This is a genomic window from Anaerovibrio sp. RM50 (genome assembly GCF_000622005.1).
Taxonomy (GTDB): domain Bacteria; phylum Bacillota; class Negativicutes; order Selenomonadales; family Selenomonadaceae; genus Anaerovibrio.
The window spans coordinates 145224-165863 of record NZ_JHWV01000001.1; the positions used below are offsets into that span (position 1 = coordinate 145224).

The following is a 20640-nucleotide window of genomic DNA, read 5'->3' on the forward strand; positions in this document are numbered from 1 at the left end:
ATCTTTTAATAATCTTTAATTATCTCCCTAATTATCGAAGCCTCCCCATCATAAAAAATCTTATGCTTTAAGTATTCTATAATTTTATTCAAATTCCTCTAATTGGAAATATAATATTGATTTTTCGTCAAATTAATGGGAAAAATCAATCTGCCCTGCTGGTTCTTTAAGCCTATGTACATATTTAAAGAGTATTTTTTTACCCATAAATAAGTTATAATAATAACACAAGTATAGTATGAGAAGGGTGAAATTACGTGGAGAAAACTAGCAAAACCTACCAGGCTTATATTGAAATACTCAAGCGGGAGCTGGTGCCGGCCATGGGCTGTACCGAACCCATTGCCATTGCATATTGTGCTGCCAAAGCCCGTGAGGCACTGGGAACTCTGCCAGAAAGAATATCAGTGGCTGCCAGCGGAAATATCATTAAGAACGTAAAAAGCGTTATTGTGCCAAATACCGACGGCCGAAAGGGAATTGAAGCCGCCGCTGCCATAGGGGTGCTGGCCGGAGATGCCAATGCCGCCCTGGAGGTAATTGCTCACATAAAGCCCGAGGACAAAAAAAAGCTGGGCAGCTACATGGAAAATACAGAAATCCATGTAGATGCCGCCCAGTCAGACCATGTTTTGGATATTATTGTCACCGTATGGCATGGCAATGATACCGCTGAGGTTCATGTGGTAAATGAGCACACAAATATTGTAAAAATCACAAAAAATAATGATGTGCTCTTTGAAAAGGAAATCACTGATTCCGTGGATACAGGCAAACCGGATTATGAATGCATGACCATTGAAGATATTTATGATTTTGCCATGACCTGTGATCTTAACGACATCAAAGAAACTATTGATCGTCAGATTGCCTACAACACCGCTATTTCCGACGAGGGACTGAAAAATAACTACGGTGCCAATATAGGGAAAACCCTTCTGAAGGCTTATGGAAATGATGTTCATGTCCGTGCCCGGGCCCGGGCCGCTGCTGGCTCCGATGCCCGTATGAACGGCTGTGAAATGCCGGTGGTTATCAATTCAGGCAGCGGCAATCAGGGCATGACCGTTTCTCTTCCAGTTATTGAGTATGCCAAGGAGCTGGGAGCTTCCCAGAAGGAGCTTTACCGTGCCCTGCTGCTCTCCAATCTGGTCACCCTCCACGAAAAGGAGGGTATTGGCCGTCTTTCCGCATACTGCGGAGCCGTCAGTGCCGGTGCAGGAGCAGGAGCGGGTATTGCCTGGCTCTGCACCAAGGACTACAGTGCTGTAATACACACCATCGTCAATGCCCTGGCCATTACCTCCGGCATTGTCTGTGATGGTGCCAAGGCCTCCTGCGCCGCAAAAATATCCGCAGCAGTTGATGCGGGCATTATGGGCTTTGAGATGTTCCGCAACGGGCAGGAATTCTATGGCGGCGACGGTCTGGTACTGAAGGGTGTGGAAAATACCATCAGAAACATCAGCCGTCTTGGCCGCATCGGCATGAAGGAAACTGACAAGGAAATAATCAAAATGATGATCGGGCAATAAATATTTCTTAAACAGAAAAGCAGGGCTGTCGAAGACAGTCCTGCTTTTTGCTCAATGGAATCGGACTGACCAATGCAGTCCGATTTTTTTACTATGAAAAACTTGCGTTTAATATTCCGTTGGTGTTTTCGGGTCAGGCATTCTGCCGCCGTATGTAACACCCTGGCCCCCATTGTATTTCTTCAAAAGCTCATGGGACAGCTCCTTCCAGGTGTGGAAATTATGAATGGCATTTTTTTCCAGGGCAGCAGCGAACTTCTCCTTACTATAGCCTACAGAAGACTTGACCAAGCCCAAGGATGTTTTCTCCGAATCCTCCACGGCATTGCTTACTATTGGTGACATAATATTGAAGAACCCCTGGTTCAGGGCCATAACCTCATTGGAGGCCCAATACAGCTTGTCAGGATCGTAGGTATCCCGCAGGGCCTTATCGTAGATTTTTGGCAGCTTGCCCACAGTAAGAGGTATGAAAGGATTTTCATACGGGGCATTGGTGGAGAACCATACCACAGGTGACGGCAGAGACTCATTCAGCTGCACAATATGGGTATAGGCTGTCTTGGCAGAAAGAATGGAACGCTGTCCCTCCTCCACCTCATAATGATACGGTGAACCATAAAGCCCGGACAGAGGGCCCCTGGATTTATCATATTCCGTGTTGGCATAATAGTTGCGATACAAACGGGCCAAATCCTCCACCCCTAATTTTCTCTCAGGACGAATGGACAGAGGATATGTCTTGGCATCCCAATCCGCCACCCTGGATGGCAGATTACGGGATGGAGCCACATCGTTCATGGCACTCCATACACGGCGCTGGGAATAGTATGGATGGTGGAATTCTCTTGACTCCATGGATCTTACCCAATCCAGATTTCCTTCTTCATCATAGGCCGCCCAACCGGCGTCCTTTATCATCTGAGGCAGCTTTGGATTAAAAATCTGGTCAGGATTTCCCTCTTTAATGGCACGAATTCTCAACTGATTGGCAGCAATGAAAAAGTCTCCATCCGGAATCCTCTCCGCAATCCAAAATCCTCCCTGGCCCCCGGGAGCCGGCTGCATTTCAAGCACCCAGCACTCATTTTGGTCAGCCACCGCCAAGGTTTCGGCAGTGCCCCATAAACCATATTCATCAATAAGGCTTCCCATCAGCTCTATGGCTTCCCGGGAAGTCTTGCAACGTTCCAGGGCAACCCGGCTCAGTTCCGCGGCATAGAAAATACCTTCCCCTTCCCGATAAGGTGCCTCCGGCAAATGAGCGGACATATCTGTGCATTCGCCAAAAATAAGTCCATGCTCATTGGCCACGCCGTAAGCTGCATCCATATAAGCGTAGGTGTGCTCCACCTCCGGGATGTAGCCAATAGGCTTTGTCTTTGGGCGTCCCGGATAATTATAGTCATCGCTGCGCTCCGAGGCCACCAGATTTGGCTGTGCAAAGCAGTTGTAGTCAGGCATTTCAGTCAACGCAGCCGCTGATGGATACACTGGCCGCATACTGCCGCGAGGATGGTCCTTGGCCGGTACAAAGGCAAGATTCATATCACTGCCAAAGGCATCATTGGAATGCCCAACAATCATGCTCCCATCCTCGGAAGCCCCCTTGGTCACCACCATTACAGTACATGCTTCTGTACTGGCTCCCAGAAGCATAAGTGCAGTCATTCCTGCTGCAATAGTTTTTAACAATATGGCCACCTCCCAAAACATTTAATCCTAAAAATCCACAGACATACACTGTATACGGGTAGACTTCTACACGGGAGGTCTTATTCCTGCCTGAAATTATGATTTATGTCACATACATTTCTTCACTACATTATTAACAGCATAGCCACATTTTCCTGGCAGTATTCTATCTGCTCCGACCAACGGCGCAGGACCTCAGGCAAATTCCCAATTATTGCCGCCGCCACAAAAATATATTCTGTGGAAATATCCGTATAAATTAACACATCCTCCAGACTGTATTCCCCCAGCTTTTCCAGCTGACGGTACATAATATACTCATAAATTTTCTGAAAAGACAGCTTAGGCATTGTTTTAAAATAGTCTGCCAAAAAATCCGGGTTATTGTTAGCATATTCCTTATACTGCCCAATTTCCTGTGTCCATCTATCATCTATTGGCTCAGTTCTCCCCATAATATCCAGCACTTCCAGGGCATCGCTTTGGTCCAGCCCGGGCTCAAATATCAACTGCTCAGATGACAAATTGATTCCAAGCATACTTAACAGCTGGCTGAAATCCATTGTTTCCCCATGGCCTTCCAGACAAAATGTCAATGGTTTGTCCCCTGTCAGCAGCACTTCACAGGCTACCTCACAGCTTAAGCCCACACCGGCCAGCTCATAGCCGTTTAACAGAGTATAAAAACGGGGATGATTGTTGCATATCTCACATAATATTTCCTCACCGGCAGATAAAATTAGCTTACATAGGCCATTTTTCTGCAAAAATGGACAATTATCTTCCTCCGTAAGCACAAAGGAATGTATTCCATTCCGGCTGGTTATATTACGCCGTATTTCCTCCCCCAGAGTACCCGGAAATTCCTTATATTTTGCCGCTGTAGCTTCATCTATGTCTATTTCCCATCCCTTGCAGCAGGAATGACGGCATTTATCAGCCACACAGACAAATTTATTGTAAAAAACCGGATATATGGTCTGCACACTATCACCTAAACCTTATCATTACTAAAAAAGCGCCCTGCTTACGCAAGGCGCCACGATTCAATATTACTGATACGAAATGTTACCAATACATATTTAAGAAATTGCCCATATAGGCATAACCATTCATGCGTGTCATGGCACTGCCGGTATAAACCTGGGCCGTCTTCAGTTCCTTGCCAAAAAGGGACTCAACAGATGGGAACAGGTTATCCTTCTGGGCATTTGCAGTGTTGACATGGGACTCAGCCTTACCTGCCAGACCATCCTTGCCCATGATACGGGATACCTTGTCAGGGGAATTGGTAATTGCATTAGCCAGCTTATCCTCATCCACCGTAAGGCTGCCATCCTTGCCCACACTGATACCAATGCTATTATAATTTGAAGCACGATAAGTGGTATCGGCAAACATCTCACTAACCCGACCCATGCGCTTGGAAATGGAAGCATTGTCCTTCATAAAGCTAACAGCATCGTTGTAGCTGCTTACAAAATCCTTTACATTCTTCAGGGCAGTCTTCAGGCCGTCGCTCATCTCGGTCTGGGTGCTGGTAGTTGTCTTGCCGTCCTTATCGGTGGTAGTAACCTCTTTCGTGCTCAAGGCATCCTTACCCACATTGAAATCAGTTGATTTAAGATTCTTAATGGACTTGGAAAGGTCATCCATCTTGGAGCTGAACTCCTCATTGAAATCCTTTCTGGTGCTTTCATAGGAAGAAAGCAGCTCCCGGGCACTTTCCTTTACGCCATAAATGTCCGCAGCATTAAAGCCAACGCCGCTGCTGCTCTGACTATTGGCATAATTATTCCACATTGTGGAAATGGCATTATTCTGATTTGCAGACTTTTTGCCACTGGAAGAAATACCATAATTCTGGGTAAATTGGCTAAAACTGTAATTATTGTTTATCATTGAATTAATTGTCATAGCCATAAGTCATCCACCTTTCATCCTTGAAACCTCATACATCCTATATAGCAATAACAAAGCGTACAAATTCCCTATTGTGATTTTATCACATTTTAGCTTTTTTGTCACCTTATTTTTAATAAGAAGGAAAATAACATTTTCAAGGTGCGGCCATGCCAATTACTGCACTTTTTCAGTCCATTCAGCTTCCTTAAACCCCACCAACACCCTATCCTTTGCAATTAAAAGGGGACGTTTTACCAGCATACCATCCGTTGCCAATAGTTTCAGCTGTTCCTCCTGGTTCATGGAAGGCAGCTTATCCTTCAGCTGCATTTCACGATATATCATGCCACTGGTATTAAAGAAACGCTTTAATGGCAGCCCGCTCTTTTCATGCCACGTCTTAAGCTCCTCATAGGTGGGATTATCAGTGGCAATATTCCGCTCAGTATATTTTACCTTGTGCTCCTCCAGCCATTTTCTGGCCTTCTGACAGGTGGTACATTTTGGATAACAAATAAACAGCATGTTAACAGCCCCCTTTATTCAATGTCTTTACTAGCAAAAATCTCGCAAGATTTGCATTACAATTCTTGCGAGATTTCATTTTACTCAAACTCAATAGTAGCAGGTGGTTTGCTGGTGCAATCATACATTACACGGTTTACACCCTTTACTTCGTTCACTATTCTGTTGGTTACCTTATGAAGGACCTCCCAAGGAATCTGGGCGCTTTCGGCAGTCATAAAGTCGCTGGTCATTACTGCTCTGAGGGCAATAGCGTAATCATAGGTTCTGAAATCACCCATTACACCTACGGAGCGCATATTGGTAAGGGCCGCAAAATACTGGCCCAGGTTCTTGTCCACCCCGGCCTTGGCAATTTCCTCACGATAAATTGCATCAGCATCCTGAACAATCTTTACCTTCTCGGCAGTTACTTCACCAATAATGCGAATACCAAGTCCAGGACCTGGGAATGGCTGGCGGTTTACAAGATATTCCGGAATCTCCAGCTCACGGCCGGCCTTACGGACCTCATCCTTAAAGAGCAGACGTAATGGCTCCACAATCTCCTTAAAGTCCACATAATCAGGAAGGCCGCCAACATTATGGTGAGACTTAATTACTGCAGACTTTCCAAGGCCGCTCTCGATAACATCAGGATAAATGGTACCCTGTACCAGGAAATCTACAGCACCAATTTTCTTGGCCTCTTCCTCAAATACGCGGATAAACTCCTCACCGATAATCTTGCGTTTTGCCTCTGGCTCAGTTACCCCTTTAAGCTTTTCATAGAAACGCTCCTGAGCGTTAACTCTGATAAAGTTCAAATCATAAGGACCATCAGGGCCAAATACAGCCTCCACCTGGTCACCCTCATCCTTGCGGAGCAGACCGTGATCTACAAATACGCAGGTCAGCTGCTTGCCAATGGCCTTGGAGAGGAGAACTGCGGCTACAGAGGAATCAACACCACCAGAGAGGGCACAAAGGGCTTTACCCTTGCCGATCTTTTCTTTAAGCTGAGCAATAGTAGTTGCCACAAAGGAATCCATACGCCAGTCACCGGTGCACTGACAAACCTTGTATACGAAGTTGCTGAGCATCTTGGAGCCCTCAACAGAGTGAAGCACCTCAGGGTGGAACTGTACAGCATAAATCTTTCTTGCCTCATCCTCCATGCCGGCTACAGGGCAAACCGGCGTATCCGCAGTAACCACAAAGCCCTCAGGGGTCTTGGCGATATAGTCCGTATGGCTCATCCAGCAGATAGTCTTGCTGGAAACACCATCAAATAATTTTGAAGAAGAACTCTTGATAGCGACCTCTGTCTTGCCGTACTCACTTACAGGAGCTGTGTCTACCTTGCCCCCCAGAAGATGAGCAATGAGCTGGGAGCCATAGCATATACCCAGAACAGGCACACCCAGTTCAAAAATTTCAGTGCTAATGGTAGCAGACTCAGGTTTATATACGCTGTTTGGACCGCCAGTAAAAATAATGCCCCTAGGGTTCATTTCCTTTATCTTCTCAATGCTTAAAGTATTAGGATGAACCTCACAGTATACATTACACTCACGGACACGGCGGGCAATCAGCTGATTGTACTGACCACCAAAATCCAATACCAGTATCATTTCGTTTGCCAAGAGCTTTATCCTCCTTCAATTTTAGTCTAAAACATTATATCACAGTACCCAAATTAATAAAAGGGACCGCCCAAGGCAATCCCCTTTAAACACATTATTCTTCCTCCTCCGGCCATTCCTGCCGATAATCCTCAATGGCATCACGGGCAGCACTGTAATCAAAGCCTTTGCCATACAAATACTGCTGCATCTTCCGAAAATCTGCCCCGGGCTTAAACTTGCTTCGAACTACTCTGCCGGCTTTTTCCAGTTCCCTGTCATATATGTCATCAGGGACGCAGGAACGGACCAGACTGCTGTCATAGCCCTTTTGCATCAGCTTTGCGCAAATCTGCTTTACACTGTAGCCGGAGGACTCATAGAGGTACTCAAAACGTCTCTTGCACCCCGCCTCATCATCTACGTAGTGCTTTTCCTGAAGCCACTCTATGGTCTCCTGAATTTCTTCCTCACTGTAATCCTTGCGGGCAAGCTTTTCCGTAAGCCTTCTTACACTTTGGTCACTTCTTGAAAGCAAATCCACAGCCTTGGCCTTTGCAGATGGCTTTGGCCTGTTTTGGGCACGGGAGGGACTATTATTCATCGCTGCCAGCCTTTGACTTCTTGCTTGGTGAGGTCAGCTTCTGCAGAACCGCATCATCCTTCAGCATTTCATGAACCTTGCCCTCGATTTCATCGAAGAGCTCCGGCTGATTTCTCAAGATTTCCTTAACGGTATCCTTGCCCTGTCCCAGACGGGTATCATTGTAAGAATACCAAGAGCCGCTCTTCTGCAGAATTTCAAGATCAGCTGCAATATCAATGAGGCTGCTCTCACGGGACACGCCTTCACCGTACATAATGTCAAACTCAGCAGTTTTAAAAGGTGGAGCCACCTTATTCTTGACAACCTTTACTCTGGTTCTGTTGCCAAGTACATTGGTACCCTGCTTAACCTGGTCATACTTGCGGACATCCAGACGGACAGAGGCATAGAATTTCAGGGCACGGCCGCCGGTGGTAACCTCAGGATTACCATACATAACACCAACCTTCTCACGAATCTGGTTAATGAAGATGGCAGTAGTACGTGACTTGCTGATAACACCGGTGAGCTTGCGCATAGCCTGGCTCATGAGACGCGCCAGCAGGCCCACATGGGCATCACCCATTTCACCCTCGATTTCAGCCTTTGGAACAAGCGCAGCTACAGAGTCCACTACGATAATGTCTATAGCTCCGCTGCGAACCAGAGCCTCGGCAATTTCCAAGGCCTGCTCACCTGTATCCGGCTGGGAAATAAGCAGATTATCAATATCCACACCCAGCTTCTTGGCATATACAGGATCCAGCGCATGCTCCGCATCAATAAATGCGGCAATTCCGCCATTCTTCTGTGCCTCAGCAATCATATGGAGAGTAACTGTGGTTTTACCGGAGGATTCAGGACCATAAATCTCAATGATACGTCCACGGGGAATGCCGCCAACTCCCAAGGCAATATCCAATGGCAATATGCCAGTAGGGATAACCTCTACGTTCATATTGTTGGCTGCATCACCAAGACGCATAATGGCCCCCTTGCCATAATCCTTCTCAATCTGCTTCAGGGCATTTTTTAAAGCTTCTTCCTTCTCCATTAATAATAATCTCCCTTCTATATTTGCATAGTATTTTTAGAATATGTATTCGATATTTCCATATCACTGTTATGTATTATACCAAACAAAAGTTTTTAATACAATACCCATTATTGCGTTGGGCTAATTATTGTCCACCTATTTATTATATTTACATTATAGCGCTTTTAAATTAAAAAATGAAGCTATTTTTTTAAATAGCTTCATTTTTATAAAAACAATTACAATTTATACGAACTTCTTGTCGTGTTCCTTCTTGTGTTTCTTGCTCCAGCCCACCATATCAGCAAAACGGACTGTTATGATGTAGAATGCAGGAATAATGAATATACCGATGAAGGTAGCAAACAACATACCTCCAACTACGGCAACACCCATACCATTACGGGCAGCCGCACCTGCACCGGAGGCAATTGCCAACGGCAAGCAACCGATAATGAAGGCGAAGGAAGTCATGAGGATTGGGCGAAGTCGAAGCCCAGCTGCCTCAATGGCCGCCTTCAATGGATTCATACCCATATCAGCACGGGCCTTGGCAAATTCTACAATCAGTATTGCATTCTTTGCTGACAGGCCAATAAGCATGATAACACCAATCTGCATGTACACGCTGTTCTGAAGGCCCGCATTCGGACCAACAGTGAGAGTCTCCAGAAGGCTCATGGCCAGCTCGGAGAACAGGGCACCAAAAATGCCCACCGGAACAGAAAGGATTACCGCAAAAGGCACGCTCCAGCTTTCATAAAGGGCTGCCAGACACAGGAATACAAATACTAATGCCAGGGCCAATACGCGGCCAGTGGAGTCACCACTCTTGATTTCCTCACGGGCCTGACCGGACCACTCAACGTTGAAGCCCGCAGGGGCAACCTCTCTTACAACCTCTTCCATAGCAGCAATGGCCTGACCAGAGGAATAACCGCTGGCAGCATTACCCTGGAAGGAAACAGCCTTGGAAGCATTAAAGCGATGTATAATGGAAGGTGCTGTACTGAGCTTTGGAGTCAGCAGAGATTCCAATGGAACCATATCTCCATTGCTGCTGCGCACAAACATAAACCGCATATCATCAGCGGAAGTACGGTATGCCTTGTCAGCCTGAAGCACAACCTTGTAGCTGCGTCCGAACTCATTAAAGTCATTTACCTGGGAACCGCCATAGAATGTCTGCATGGTGGTAAAAATATCAGAAAGCTTAACGCCACGGCTCTTGGCCTTATCTCTGTCAATATCATAATGAACAATAGGAGAATTAACCTTAAAAGTGGAACGGACACCCTGAAGCTCAGGGCGCTGGTTCGCTGCTGCCACAATCTTCTGTGAAACTTCATTCAGCTCCTCGTCAGTATGGCCGGACAAATCCTGAAGTTCCATCTGCCAGCCACCTACATTGCCAAGACCTGGTAAAGCAGGCATATTAAATGCAATTACCTGGGCCTCCGGGGCTACCTTGGCACCAACGCCAAAGGTTTTACCAATTATGGCATTAATGGAGGTATCAGGAGTTGTGCGATCATCCCAGCCATCCAGTCCAACGAACATAGTGCCCGCATTGGACTTGGTACCAAAGGAGAAAATATCAAAACCAGTGATGGAGATAACATTTTCTACCCCTGGCAGTCCCCTGACAGCACTGGACACATTGTCCATGGTCACACTTGTCTGGTTGATGGAAGTACCCTCTGGCAAAGATACAGAAATCGCGTAATATCCCTGATCCTCATCAGGAACGAAGGTACTTGGAACAATCTTGTAAAGAAGCCCTGTAAGACCCAATACTACCACAATTAGAATAACAGCGTATTTGGCATTACCTATAAACCAGCCTACCACACCCTGATAGCTGATACGCATCTCATTGAATTTCTCGTTGAACTTATTAAAGAATCTGTCTAGTACGCTGCTGTCCCTTTCCTTTTTGGCATCATAGTCCACCGGCTTTAGTATAGTTGCACACAAAGCCGGGGTAAGGGTCAGTGCCACAAAGGCCGACAGCGCCATGGAAATGGCAATAGTAAGAGCGAACTGACGATAGAGCACACCCATCATACCGCCAAGGAAGGCAACAGGCACGAAAACCGCTGCCAACACGAAGGCAATGGCCACTACCGGTCCCTGTACCTCATCCATGGCCCGCTCAGTGGCATCAATAGGGGTGAGTCCGGTACTCATGTGATGCTCCACATTCTCGATAACAACAATGGCATCATCTACTACCAGACCTATTGCCAATACCATGGCAAAAAGTGTCAGAGTATTAATAGAAAATCCCAAAATTATAAACGAAATAAATGTACCGATAAGAGATACCGGAACCGCCAATAACGGAATCAGGGTTGCACGCCAATTCTGGAGGAATATGAATACAACCAATACTACCAGCAGGAGCGCCTCAACAAAGGTCTCCACCACTTCCTTGATGGAGGTACTGATAAACTCAGTAGTATCAACAATGTACTGTAATTTCAAATCCGGAGGGAAATCCTTTTCCGCGTCCTCCAAAATTTTGCGGACCTCAGCCACTGTAGTCATGGCATTGGCATCTTCTGTAAGCTGGACACCAAAAGCCACAGTATTCTTGGCGCCATTCATATCTGAGAATACGGCATACTGCTTAGGACCGTTCTCCACTCTGGCCACATCCCGAAGATGTACCATGGTACCATTGCTGTCAGTTTTAATTACAATATTACCGAACTCTTCAGGAGTAACCAAGCGGCCATCAATCTTACCAGTAAACTGCTTTTCCTGCTGATTGCGGATAGGCAGGGCACCCACAGTACCTGCAGGAGCCTGAAGATTCTGCTCATTAATGGCAGCGGCTACATCACTGACAGTAAGATTAAGCTCAGCCAATCTGTCAGGATTCAGCCAGATGCGCAGGGAATGATCAGCACCAAAGGCCTGTACAGAACCTACACCGTCAACACGCTTAACCTTGTCAATCAAATATATATCAGAAAAGTTCTTAATCCAGGTGCTGTCAAAAGTCCCCTCCGGGGATACAATAGCGGCCATGAGGGCCATACTATTGGAAGCCTTTGAGGTTACAACGCCTACAGATTTAACACTATCCGGCAAACTTGGATTTGCAACAGCTACGTTATTCTGTACCTTAACTGCATCCATATCACCATCAGTACCCAGCTCAAACACAACAGACAGGGAATAATAGCCGGAATCAGAAGCATTGGAGCTCATATAATCCATACCCTGAACGCCATTTACCTGCTGTTCGATAATCTGGGCCACTGTTTCATTTACAACCTTGGCATTTGCACCAACATAAGTTGTACTTACCGAAATAGTAGGCGGTGCAATCTGGGGATATTGGGCAATAGGAAGCTGGAAGGCGGATATTAAGCCGCCAATCACGATAATAAGGGATATAACTATTGCAAATATCGGTCTATGTATGAAAAATTTAGACACCAGTCTACCCCCTTATTCGTGCTTTTCAATAAACGAGAAGCCCATTTCATCAGCAGAAACAGTCGTCACTGCCATCTCAACACCCTCTGTAAGATTGGTAAGACCTTCAACCACAACCTGCTCACTGCCATTAAGGCCGCTCTTTATTACATAATAGCTGCCTACACTGTCTCCCAGTTCTACTGGTACAACAACGGACTTATTACCTTCGCCTACAATAATAACGAAGGACTTGCCCAAAAGCTGCTGAACGGCACGCTGAGGTACAAGAATAGCATCTTTAATGGTATCACCCACAAGACGGGCACGGGCAAACATGCCCGGAATCAGGACACCCTTTGAATTTTCAAACTGTGCCTTCAGCATAAGGGAAGATGTGCTGCCCTCCATTGCGCGGTCAACAGCCACAACACTTCCAAGACCAGGGTACTCCTTACCATCAGAAAGGACAATACGAACATTCTTTGATGGCAATGCCTGACCAGGAACTACAGAATCCCCGACATACTTAAGATATTCAGCCTCACTGACACTGAACTGAACCATCATAGGATCGCTGGTACCAATGGTAACCAACGCCGTTGTACCAGCAGCAGCATAAGTGCCAACTGCCACATCATCCACAGACAGTTTACCGCTCATAGGAGCGTAAACAACTGTATCATCAAGATTCTGCTGGGCAGTCTGAACCAGTGCCTCCATGGCGGAAACATTTGCCACAAGGGCATTCACCTGGGCCTGCTGATTGGTAAGAACCTGCTCAGAAACGGCCTCAGCGGCATAGAGCTGCTCAATTCTGGCCAAATCCACTTTGGCATTATTGAGGTTGGCCTGAGCCTGGGCAAGATTTGCCTGGGCATTCAAAAGAGCCGCCTGATATGTTCTGGAATCTATTCTGTACAGGGCCTGACCGGCCTGAACCTGATCGCCACCCTTAATGTACTTCTCCACGATAGTGCCGGAAACCTTGGAAGTCACCTTGGTGGTGTCCTTGCCAATTACAGTACCAGGATATTCCAGTGTAACAGGAGTATCTCGCTTAATAACATTCATAGCCTTGACCTGCGGGGCTCCCCCCCCCTGACGCTGGCCGGCCATCTGTGACATAAGGAACATGTAGCCGCCAATAACTGCTGCAATAACAGCAACGACACATATTACAATACCTTTTTTGGATAACAAGTCACATTCCTCCTCATATAAAAATTAATTATTGTGTAACAATGTTTAATAAATAAGCAACTGCCATTATATTATGCTACAGCAGAAAAAAAGCATTGTCAACGCAAACTAGGTACGAACTATACGTTTTTATATAACTCGTACCTAGTCTCGCTATTGTATTATATGAATTTTACCAACAGTATACGCTTAAAATTAGATTAAATTTAGATTAGAATTCAATGACTTCCAAATCATCAGGAACAAAAACATTTCCGTCAAAATACTGCTTTGCTTCTGCAGTATACGCCTTCTTACGGGTATCAATTGTCTTGTCCTCTGTATGATAGAGGATCAGATTCTTTACCTCAAGGGTCTTGGCCAGCTCCGCAGCCTCCTTGCAGGTACTGTGATGCTTTTCATAAGGCTTAAAAATTTCCCTGTCCTCAAATTTGCAGAAGGCCTCTGACAGCATCCAGTCAGACCCCTTGGCATATTCCTCACAGCCTTCACTAAATGGTTCATCCCCCAGACAGGTCAGCATAAGGTTATCCTCCTTGAACTGGAGCTGATAGCCAAACTGCTTGGCCTTGGTGGAATAAATATCAAATACATTAATATCAAAGCTTGTAAGCTCAATAACCTGACCATCCCAAATCTCGTGGATTATAATATCGTCACCAATATGTTCAAAATCCTTTCGCTTCAGCATCATTTCGCACATGCTGAGAAGGATATCCTTCACCTCATCATGACAGTATATATGAAACTCCCCATCATATTTGCTGCTGTTCATCAGTGAAGCAATTTTTCTGATAACCCACACTGCTCCCATAATGTGGTCAGTATGGGCATGGGTGATATACATGTGATGAAGCTTATTGTAGTCAGCTCCTGCCAGCTCCAGTTGGCGCAGTATGCCGTTGCCGCCCCCGGCATCTGTCAAAAACAGCTCGCCGTCAGAGGTCTCAATCAAAAAACAGGTGTTAAATACCTTGGTGACCATAGCATTACCGGTGCCTAAAAAAATAAGCTTCCTCATATTACTACCTCCCATAAAACCGTTTGATATTTTTATTTAGCTCATAAAGAGATGCTTAACCTTCTTCTCTTACATTAATAATAAAGGACTGTTGCAAATAACGCAACAGTCCTTTAATTATTTATTCATTTTTTCTAGAGCCTGCCTGGCCGCCTGCTGTTCGGCAGCCTTCTTGCTTGGACCCGTACCAATTCCTAAAACTTCATCATTAAGCCTTACCTCAAATTTAAAAACCTTGGCATGGTCAGGACCATCTGAACCAATCATGCAATAGCAGATTTTGTTCTCCCCATGGCGCTGAACCAGCTCCTGAAGCATTGTTTTATAGTCTTTTACTGTGGATACGCCCTTTTCCACCTGATCAAGATGGCCTTCCAACTGGCGAATGACGTAAGCCTGGGCACATGCCCAGCCCTGATCCATGTAAATTGCTCCGATTACTGCTTCAAAGGCATCCTCCAAAATAGAAGCCCGCTTGCGACCACCGGAGCTTTGCTCTCCGTGTCCTAGCAGCAGATAATCACCCAGATTCAGCTCCGCCGCCCGGCTGGAAAGACTTGCTTCGCAAACAACAGCTGCTCTGGATTTAGTAAGATCTCCCTCAGGAAGTTCTGGGAAATGTTTAAAAAGATAGGTGCTGATAGCAAGCTCCAGCACCGCATCTCCTAAAAATTCCAAGCGTTCATTATGCTCTACACGAATGCGAGACTCATTTGCATAGGAGGTATGGGTAAGGGCCTGATGAAGCCAGCCGATGTGCTTAAAGCGCACACCCAGCTGACCTGCCAGTCCTTCCAAGCGCCTCCTGCGTTCTGCAGTCACACGCTCAACCATAATAAATCACTCAATTTCTTACTTAGAATATTTTTTTAATACAATACAAGCGTTATGTCCGCCAAAGCCCAGATTATTGGACAAAGCAGCACGAACAGTCTTTGCCTTTGCCTTGTTAGGTACGTAATCAAGATCCAGGCCCTCATCCGGAGTCTCATAATTGATAGTAGGTGGCAGCATATCATTTTCTACAGACAAGGCAGTAGCAATACACTCAATACCACCAGCAGCACCAAGAAGGTGTCCGGTCATGGACTTAATGGAGCTTACAGATACGTCCTTTGCATGCTCACCCCAAACAGCCTTAATAGCCTGAGTTTCAGTCTCATCATTTAAATGAGTAGAAGTACCGTGAGCATTGATGTAATCAACCTCAGATGCCTCCAGCCCTGCATCAGCAAGAGCCTTGGCCATACACTTGGCAGCAACCTCACCATTAGGAGCCGGGGAAGTTATATGGAAAGCATCGTTGTTGGAAGCATAGCCAACAAGCTCAGCATAAATATGAGCACCGCGCTTTTCAGCATGCTCAAGGGTTTCCAGTACAACAATGCCTGCACCCTCACCCATAATGAAACCACTGCGGTTGGCATCAAAAGGTCTGGATGCATGTGCCGGATCATCGTTATGATCACTGCACAGTGCCTTCATGGAACAAAAGCCTGCTACTGCTGCTTCAGAAATACTTGCCTCAGTACCACCGGCAACCATAACATCAGCCTCACCCCGCTGAAGAACACGGAAGGCATCACCAATATTATTAGTACCAGTTGCACAAGCAGTAACAACACAGCTGCTTGGACCGCGTAAACCCAAAGCGATGGAAACATGACCAGAGGCCATATTGGCAATCATCATTGGAATAAAGAAAGGACTGATTTTGCTTGGTCCCTTTTCAAACAATTTCTGATACTGCCCATGCATGGTTTCAATACCACCAATACCACTACCAACGAAGGTACCGATACGGTCGCAATCCTCAGCCTCCAGATCAAGCTTTGCATCCTCTACAGCCATCTTGGCTGCAGCAACTGCAAACTGAGCATAGCGGTCAATACGCTTAGACTCTTTCTTGTCCATGTAATCAGCAGGATCAAAATCCTTTACCTCGCCAGCAATCTGAGACTTATACTCAGATGCATCAAAGCGGGTAATTTTATCAATTCCGTTTTTACCTTCCAGCAGGGACTTCCAAAATACGTCCTTGCCGGTACCAACTGGGCTGATTACGCCAAGGCCGGTAATTACAACGCGATTAGACAAAATTAACACCTCACAATTCAATTAATAACAGCAAGTTCTGCCTTAAGCTGCTGGAAAATTTCTTCTACAGTCAAAATCTTATCTATAGTTGGCAAATATTCACCAGTAAACACAAGACCTGTCTCCACATCCCCCTGCTGAGCCCGACTAAGAGCTCTGATAATGCAGAAGTTATGCTTACAAGCCTTAAGACAGTTATCGCATTGGGTTGGCGGTACAGGACCATCCATGATTCTTGCGGCCCACGGATTTCTAACTGCACGGCCTGGCAGGCCTACAGGACTGTGAATTACTACCACGTCCTCCGGCTTTGCCTTAAGATAATATTCTTTCAAAGCTGGGGCACTGTTTGCCTCAACACTGGCAGCAAAGCGGGAGCCCATCTGGACACCACTTACGCCCATTTTTATTAAATCAGCAATATCCTGGCCATGTAGAACACCTCCTGCAGCAATTACAGGGATGTCTACAGCTTCAACGATCTCCGGGATAATAGTCTTTATAGACTGGTCAGTACCCAGATGACCGCCTGCCTCCTTGCCTTCAACTACAATAGCTGCGGCGCCAAGACGCTGAGAAATTTTCGCTAATTTTACTGATGATACGATTGGAACAACGGGAGTTCCGGATTTCTGGCCAAGGCCAAATATATCACGGGAAAAGCCTGCACCAGCGACTACCAGGTCAATACCTTCATCAATAGCAGTGTTTACGATTTCTGCAAATTTCTTTGCGGCAAACATAATATTGATACCGATAATCCCCTTTGACAGTGCTCGGGCCATCCTGATTTCATAACGAAGCTCATCATTGGTCATGCCAGATGCAGCAATCAGGCCGATACCGCCTTGATTTGCAACGGCTGCAGCCAGTCTGCCTGTAGATAAACGTATCGCCATGCCGCCTTGAATAATTGGCATCTTTGCAATTTTATCGCCAAATTTAAGTTCAGGAAGCTTCAAAATTACTCCTCCATTCATGGGGCGGTACTTACCTTCTTTAGAAAATCCCGCGAAGTAACTTCACGGGACTTTCTTAAAGGTAAGACGCAAAAAGCTTATTTGTTCTGGTCAATGAAAGTTACAACGTCCTGAACGGTCTTAATCTTTTCAGCTGCGCTATCTGGAATCTCGATGCCGAACTCCTCCTCAAAAGCCATGATGAGCTCAACAATATCAAGAGAATCAGCGCCTAAATCATCGATAAAAGTGGACTCGATTGCAACATCATCAGCATCTACACTTAACTGATCAACAACGATATCTCTTACTTTCTCAAAAGTAGACATGTATGGTTCACCTCCTCAAACAAGTTTCATCTATAGACTATATTACATAACCATGCCGCCATCAACATTGATGACCTGGCCAGTAACATAAGATGCATTATCAGACACCAGGAACAGAACTGCATTGGCAACATCCTCAGGAGCGCCAACTCTGCCCAGTGGAATACCAGCTACCATGGCCTCGCGAACATTCTCTGGAAGAACGGAGGTCATGTCGGTATCTATATAGCCTGGTGCAACCATGTTCACGGTAATACCGCGGGAAGCAAGTTCCTTGGCCATGGTTTTGGAAAAACCAATAACACCGGCTTTGGCTGCGGAGTAGTTTGCCTGTCCGGCATTACCGGTGAGGCCTACAACAGAAGCCATATTTACAATGCGGCCTGCCCGCTTCTTCATCATGAGCTTGGAAACAGCCTTGGTGCAGTAGAATACGCCCTTAAGGTTAGTATTAATAACTGCATCCCAGTCTTCTTCCTTCATTCTCATAAGAAGGCCATCACGGGTAATACCAGCATTATTTACAAGAATATCAATTCCACCGAATGTATCAACTACTTCCTTAATCATAGCATCAACGGACTCACCGTTGGATACATCAGCCTGTACAATCATAGCCTTACCGCCAGCTGCTTCAATAATTGACTTAACTTCTTCAGCAGCCTTGGCATTGCCTGCATAATTAATAGCAACAGCAGCACCTTCAGATGCGAGCTTAATTGCAATTGCGCGGCCTATGCCACGGGAACCGCCCGTAACAAGGGCAGACTTTCCATCTAAAAGCATATTAGCGAACCTCCTTGAAATAGTCAAGCGTTTTTTCCAGTGACTCAACATCTTCAACATTCAGGCTCTTAATCGCCTTATCGATTCTGCGGTTAAAGCCACAGAGTGTCTTGCCAGGGCCTGCCTCCAAGAGAGTATCAGCACCAAATGCCTGCATCTGGGCCACACAATCTTCCCAGAGAACAGGGCTGGCAGCCTGGGCTACCAAAGCGCTCTTAATCTCATCTGCGTTGGTAAGAATATGGGCATTAACATTTACCACAACAGGAATCTTGGCATCAGACATGGTAACCTTATCAAGCTCCACAGCCAGCTTTTCCGCAGCTGGCTTCATAAGGGTACTATGGAATGGAGCACTTACAGGCAGAATAACAGCCTTCTTGGCACCTGCTGCCTTCAACGCCTCTACAGCCTTCTCTACGCCTAAGGTTGCACCAGCAATAACAGTCTGGCCAGGGCAGTTAAGATTTACAGCCTGTACAGGACTTTCGTCGTTGATGGACTGGCAGATTTCAATAATCTTGTCACGATCAACACCGATGATAGCAGCCATACCGCCCTCACCGACAGGAACAGCCTCCTGCATAAATTCACCGCGCTTATGAACAAGAGCAACAGCATCCTGGAACTTCAGTACACCGGCAGCAACCAGCGCAGAATACTCACCAAGGGAGTGACCACCAGTAATATCTGGCTGAATGCCATTTTCCTTCAGAATTTCATTAGCAATACAGCTAATGGTGAGAATTGCTGGCTGAGTGTTTGCTGTCAGCTTCAAATCATCCTCTGGGCCCTCGAAGCACATCTTCATAATGGAATAGCCCAGTGCCTCATCAGCCTCTTTAAAGAGCTTCTTTGCCACATCATAATGATCATAGAAGTCCTTACCCATACCAACCTTCTGTGCACCCTGTCCAGGGAAAACAAAAGCAAGTTTACTCATTTTATATTCTCCATTTGCCTATATTAAAATTACTAAAATTATTTGGAAAAAGCCACTACTCTGTCTCTTGCTGCTGCAAGACCGGAAACCAGTTCTTCCATAATAACTGCAACTGGCTTAATTTCTTCCATCATACCGGAAATCTGACCAATCATAACAGAACCATTGTCCACATCTCCCTTATGAGTTGCCAGGTTCAGGCGGCCGGCGCCAAACTTCTCCAGTTCCTCAATAGGAGTCTGCTTTGCCTCCAGCTCAGCATATTCACGGGTCATCTTATTGCTGATTACACGTACAGGATGACCAGTGGAGCGGCCAGTAACGACAGTGGAACGATCCTTTGCCTTCAGAACAAGGTTCTTGTAATTTTCATGAGCAATACACTCCTCAGAAACTACAAAGCGGGTACCCATCTGAACGCCGCATGCGCCCAATGCAATGGCAGCAGTGATACCACGGGAATCACCAATACCGCCGGCAGCAATAACCGGTACATCAACTGCATCTACTACCTGTGGAACAAGTGCCATTGTAGTAATATCACCAATATGACCGCCAGACTCAGTACCTTCAGCAATGACTGCATCAACCCCGGAACGAACCAGGCGCTTTGCCAAAGCTACAGATGCCACAACAGGAATCACCTTTGTACCAACCTCCTTAAGAGCTGGCAGATACTCAGCCGGATTACCGGCACCAGTGGTAACAACAGCTACACGCTCATCAACAACTACCTGCATTACCTCCTTTACGAAAGGAGACATGAGCATTATATTTACACCAAATGGCTTGTCGGTCCATTTCTTAGCCTTCTGAATCTCTGCTCTCAAGATATCCGGAGGCATGTGACCTGCGCCAATAATACCAAGACCGCCAGCATTGGATACTGCAGAAGCCAGCTCAGCTGTGCCTATCCATGCCATACCGCCCTGAAAAATAGGGTACTTGATATTTAATAATTTACAAATGGGATTTTCCTCAAACATG

General features: G+C 45.9%; 18 protein-coding genes. 1 reads left to right on the top strand and 17 read right to left on the bottom strand.

Annotation, left to right across the window (positions count from 1 at the left end; all coding sequences use genetic code 11):
• Nucleotides 1-257 precede the first annotated feature (257 nt).
• Nucleotides 258-1535, top strand: a complete 1278-nt coding sequence (locus tag T525_RS0100780) for a serine dehydratase subunit alpha family protein (protein ID WP_027405594.1) — start codon at nt 258-260, stop codon at nt 1533-1535.
• Between the two features lie 108 nt (nt 1536-1643).
• On the opposite strand, the gene T525_RS13815 is transcribed toward T525_RS0100780, so the two are convergent.
• The 17 genes from T525_RS13815 to fabK all read right to left on the bottom strand — a co-directional run bounded on the left by T525_RS13815 (nt 1644) and on the right by fabK (nt 20639).
• Nucleotides 1644-3230 carry a C69 family dipeptidase gene (locus tag T525_RS13815; RefSeq protein ID WP_051533318.1) on the bottom strand — a complete coding sequence of 529 codons (1587 nt, stop codon included), beginning with the start codon at nt 3228-3230 and terminating at the stop codon, nt 1644-1646.
• 125 nt (nt 3231-3355) lie between these two features.
• A complete protein-coding gene (gene fliB / locus T525_RS0100790) occupies nt 3356-4216 on the bottom strand; it encodes a flagellin lysine-N-methylase (RefSeq protein ID WP_027405595.1) in 861 nt (286 codons plus the stop codon).
• A gap of 82 nt (nt 4217-4298) precedes the next feature.
• Nucleotides 4299-5153, bottom strand: a complete 855-nt coding sequence (fliD, locus tag T525_RS0100795; RefSeq protein WP_027405596.1) for a flagellar filament capping protein FliD — start codon at nt 5151-5153, stop codon at nt 4299-4301.
• Nucleotides 5154-5309: 156 nt separating this feature from the next.
• The gene (locus T525_RS0100800) at nt 5310-5660 is read right to left on the bottom strand and encodes an arsenate reductase family protein (protein ID WP_027405597.1); all 351 of its coding nucleotides are present in this window, start codon (nt 5658-5660) and stop codon (nt 5310-5312) included.
• Between the two features lie 80 nt (nt 5661-5740).
• Complete coding sequence (gene guaA, locus T525_RS0100805; protein ID WP_037324811.1) at nt 5741-7273, bottom strand: glutamine-hydrolyzing GMP synthase; 1533 nt, start codon at nt 7271-7273, stop codon at nt 5741-5743.
• A 106-nt stretch (nt 7274-7379) separates the two neighbouring features.
• Nucleotides 7380-7868 (bottom strand): regulatory protein RecX, encoded by a 489-nt coding sequence (locus T525_RS0100810; protein WP_027405599.1) that lies wholly within the window; start codon nt 7866-7868, stop codon nt 7380-7382.
• Complete coding sequence (recA, locus tag T525_RS0100815; protein ID WP_027405600.1) at nt 7861-8904, bottom strand: recombinase RecA; 1044 nt, start codon at nt 8902-8904, stop codon at nt 7861-7863. The genes T525_RS0100810 and recA overlap by 8 nt, the downstream gene beginning before the upstream one ends.
• Nucleotides 8905-9132: 228 nt before the next feature.
• Nucleotides 9133-12336: an efflux RND transporter permease subunit gene (locus T525_RS0100820; RefSeq protein ID WP_027405601.1), complete on the bottom strand. Its 3204-nt coding sequence runs from the start codon at nt 12334-12336 to the stop codon at nt 9133-9135.
• A gap of 12 nt (nt 12337-12348) precedes the next feature.
• Nucleotides 12349-13518, bottom strand: coding sequence for an efflux RND transporter periplasmic adaptor subunit (locus tag T525_RS0100825; RefSeq protein ID WP_027405602.1), 1170 nt, complete (start codon nt 13516-13518; stop codon nt 12349-12351).
• Between the two features lie 211 nt (nt 13519-13729).
• Nucleotides 13730-14539 (bottom strand): MBL fold metallo-hydrolase, encoded by an 810-nt coding sequence (locus T525_RS0100830; RefSeq protein WP_027405603.1) that lies wholly within the window; start codon nt 14537-14539, stop codon nt 13730-13732.
• 117 nt (nt 14540-14656) lie between these two features.
• The gene (rnc, locus tag T525_RS0100835) at nt 14657-15373 is read right to left on the bottom strand and encodes a ribonuclease III (protein WP_027405604.1); all 717 of its coding nucleotides are present in this window, start codon (nt 15371-15373) and stop codon (nt 14657-14659) included.
• Between the two features lie 18 nt (nt 15374-15391).
• The gene (gene fabF, locus T525_RS0100840) at nt 15392-16636 is read right to left on the bottom strand and encodes a beta-ketoacyl-ACP synthase II (protein ID WP_027405605.1); all 1245 of its coding nucleotides are present in this window, start codon (nt 16634-16636) and stop codon (nt 15392-15394) included.
• Nucleotides 16637-16653: 17 nt separating this feature from the next.
• Nucleotides 16654-17598: a nitronate monooxygenase family protein gene (locus T525_RS0100845; protein WP_027405606.1), complete on the bottom strand. Its 945-nt coding sequence runs from the start codon at nt 17596-17598 to the stop codon at nt 16654-16656.
• A 95-nt stretch (nt 17599-17693) separates the two neighbouring features.
• On the bottom strand, nt 17694-17924 hold the full coding sequence (locus T525_RS0100850; RefSeq protein WP_027396405.1) for an acyl carrier protein: 231 nt from the start codon (nt 17922-17924) through the stop codon (nt 17694-17696).
• A 42-nt stretch (nt 17925-17966) separates the two neighbouring features.
• The gene (gene fabG, locus T525_RS0100855; protein WP_027396404.1) at nt 17967-18710 is read right to left on the bottom strand and encodes a 3-oxoacyl-[acyl-carrier-protein] reductase; all 744 of its coding nucleotides are present in this window, start codon (nt 18708-18710) and stop codon (nt 17967-17969) included.
• A 1-nt stretch (nt 18711) separates the two neighbouring features.
• On the bottom strand, nt 18712-19653 hold the full coding sequence (gene fabD, locus T525_RS0100860) for an ACP S-malonyltransferase (RefSeq protein WP_027405607.1): 942 nt from the start codon (nt 19651-19653) through the stop codon (nt 18712-18714).
• A gap of 38 nt (nt 19654-19691) precedes the next feature.
• A complete protein-coding gene (gene fabK, locus T525_RS0100865; RefSeq protein ID WP_027405608.1) occupies nt 19692-20639 on the bottom strand; it encodes an enoyl-[acyl-carrier-protein] reductase FabK in 948 nt (315 codons plus the stop codon).
• Nucleotide 20640 lies beyond the last annotated feature (1 nt).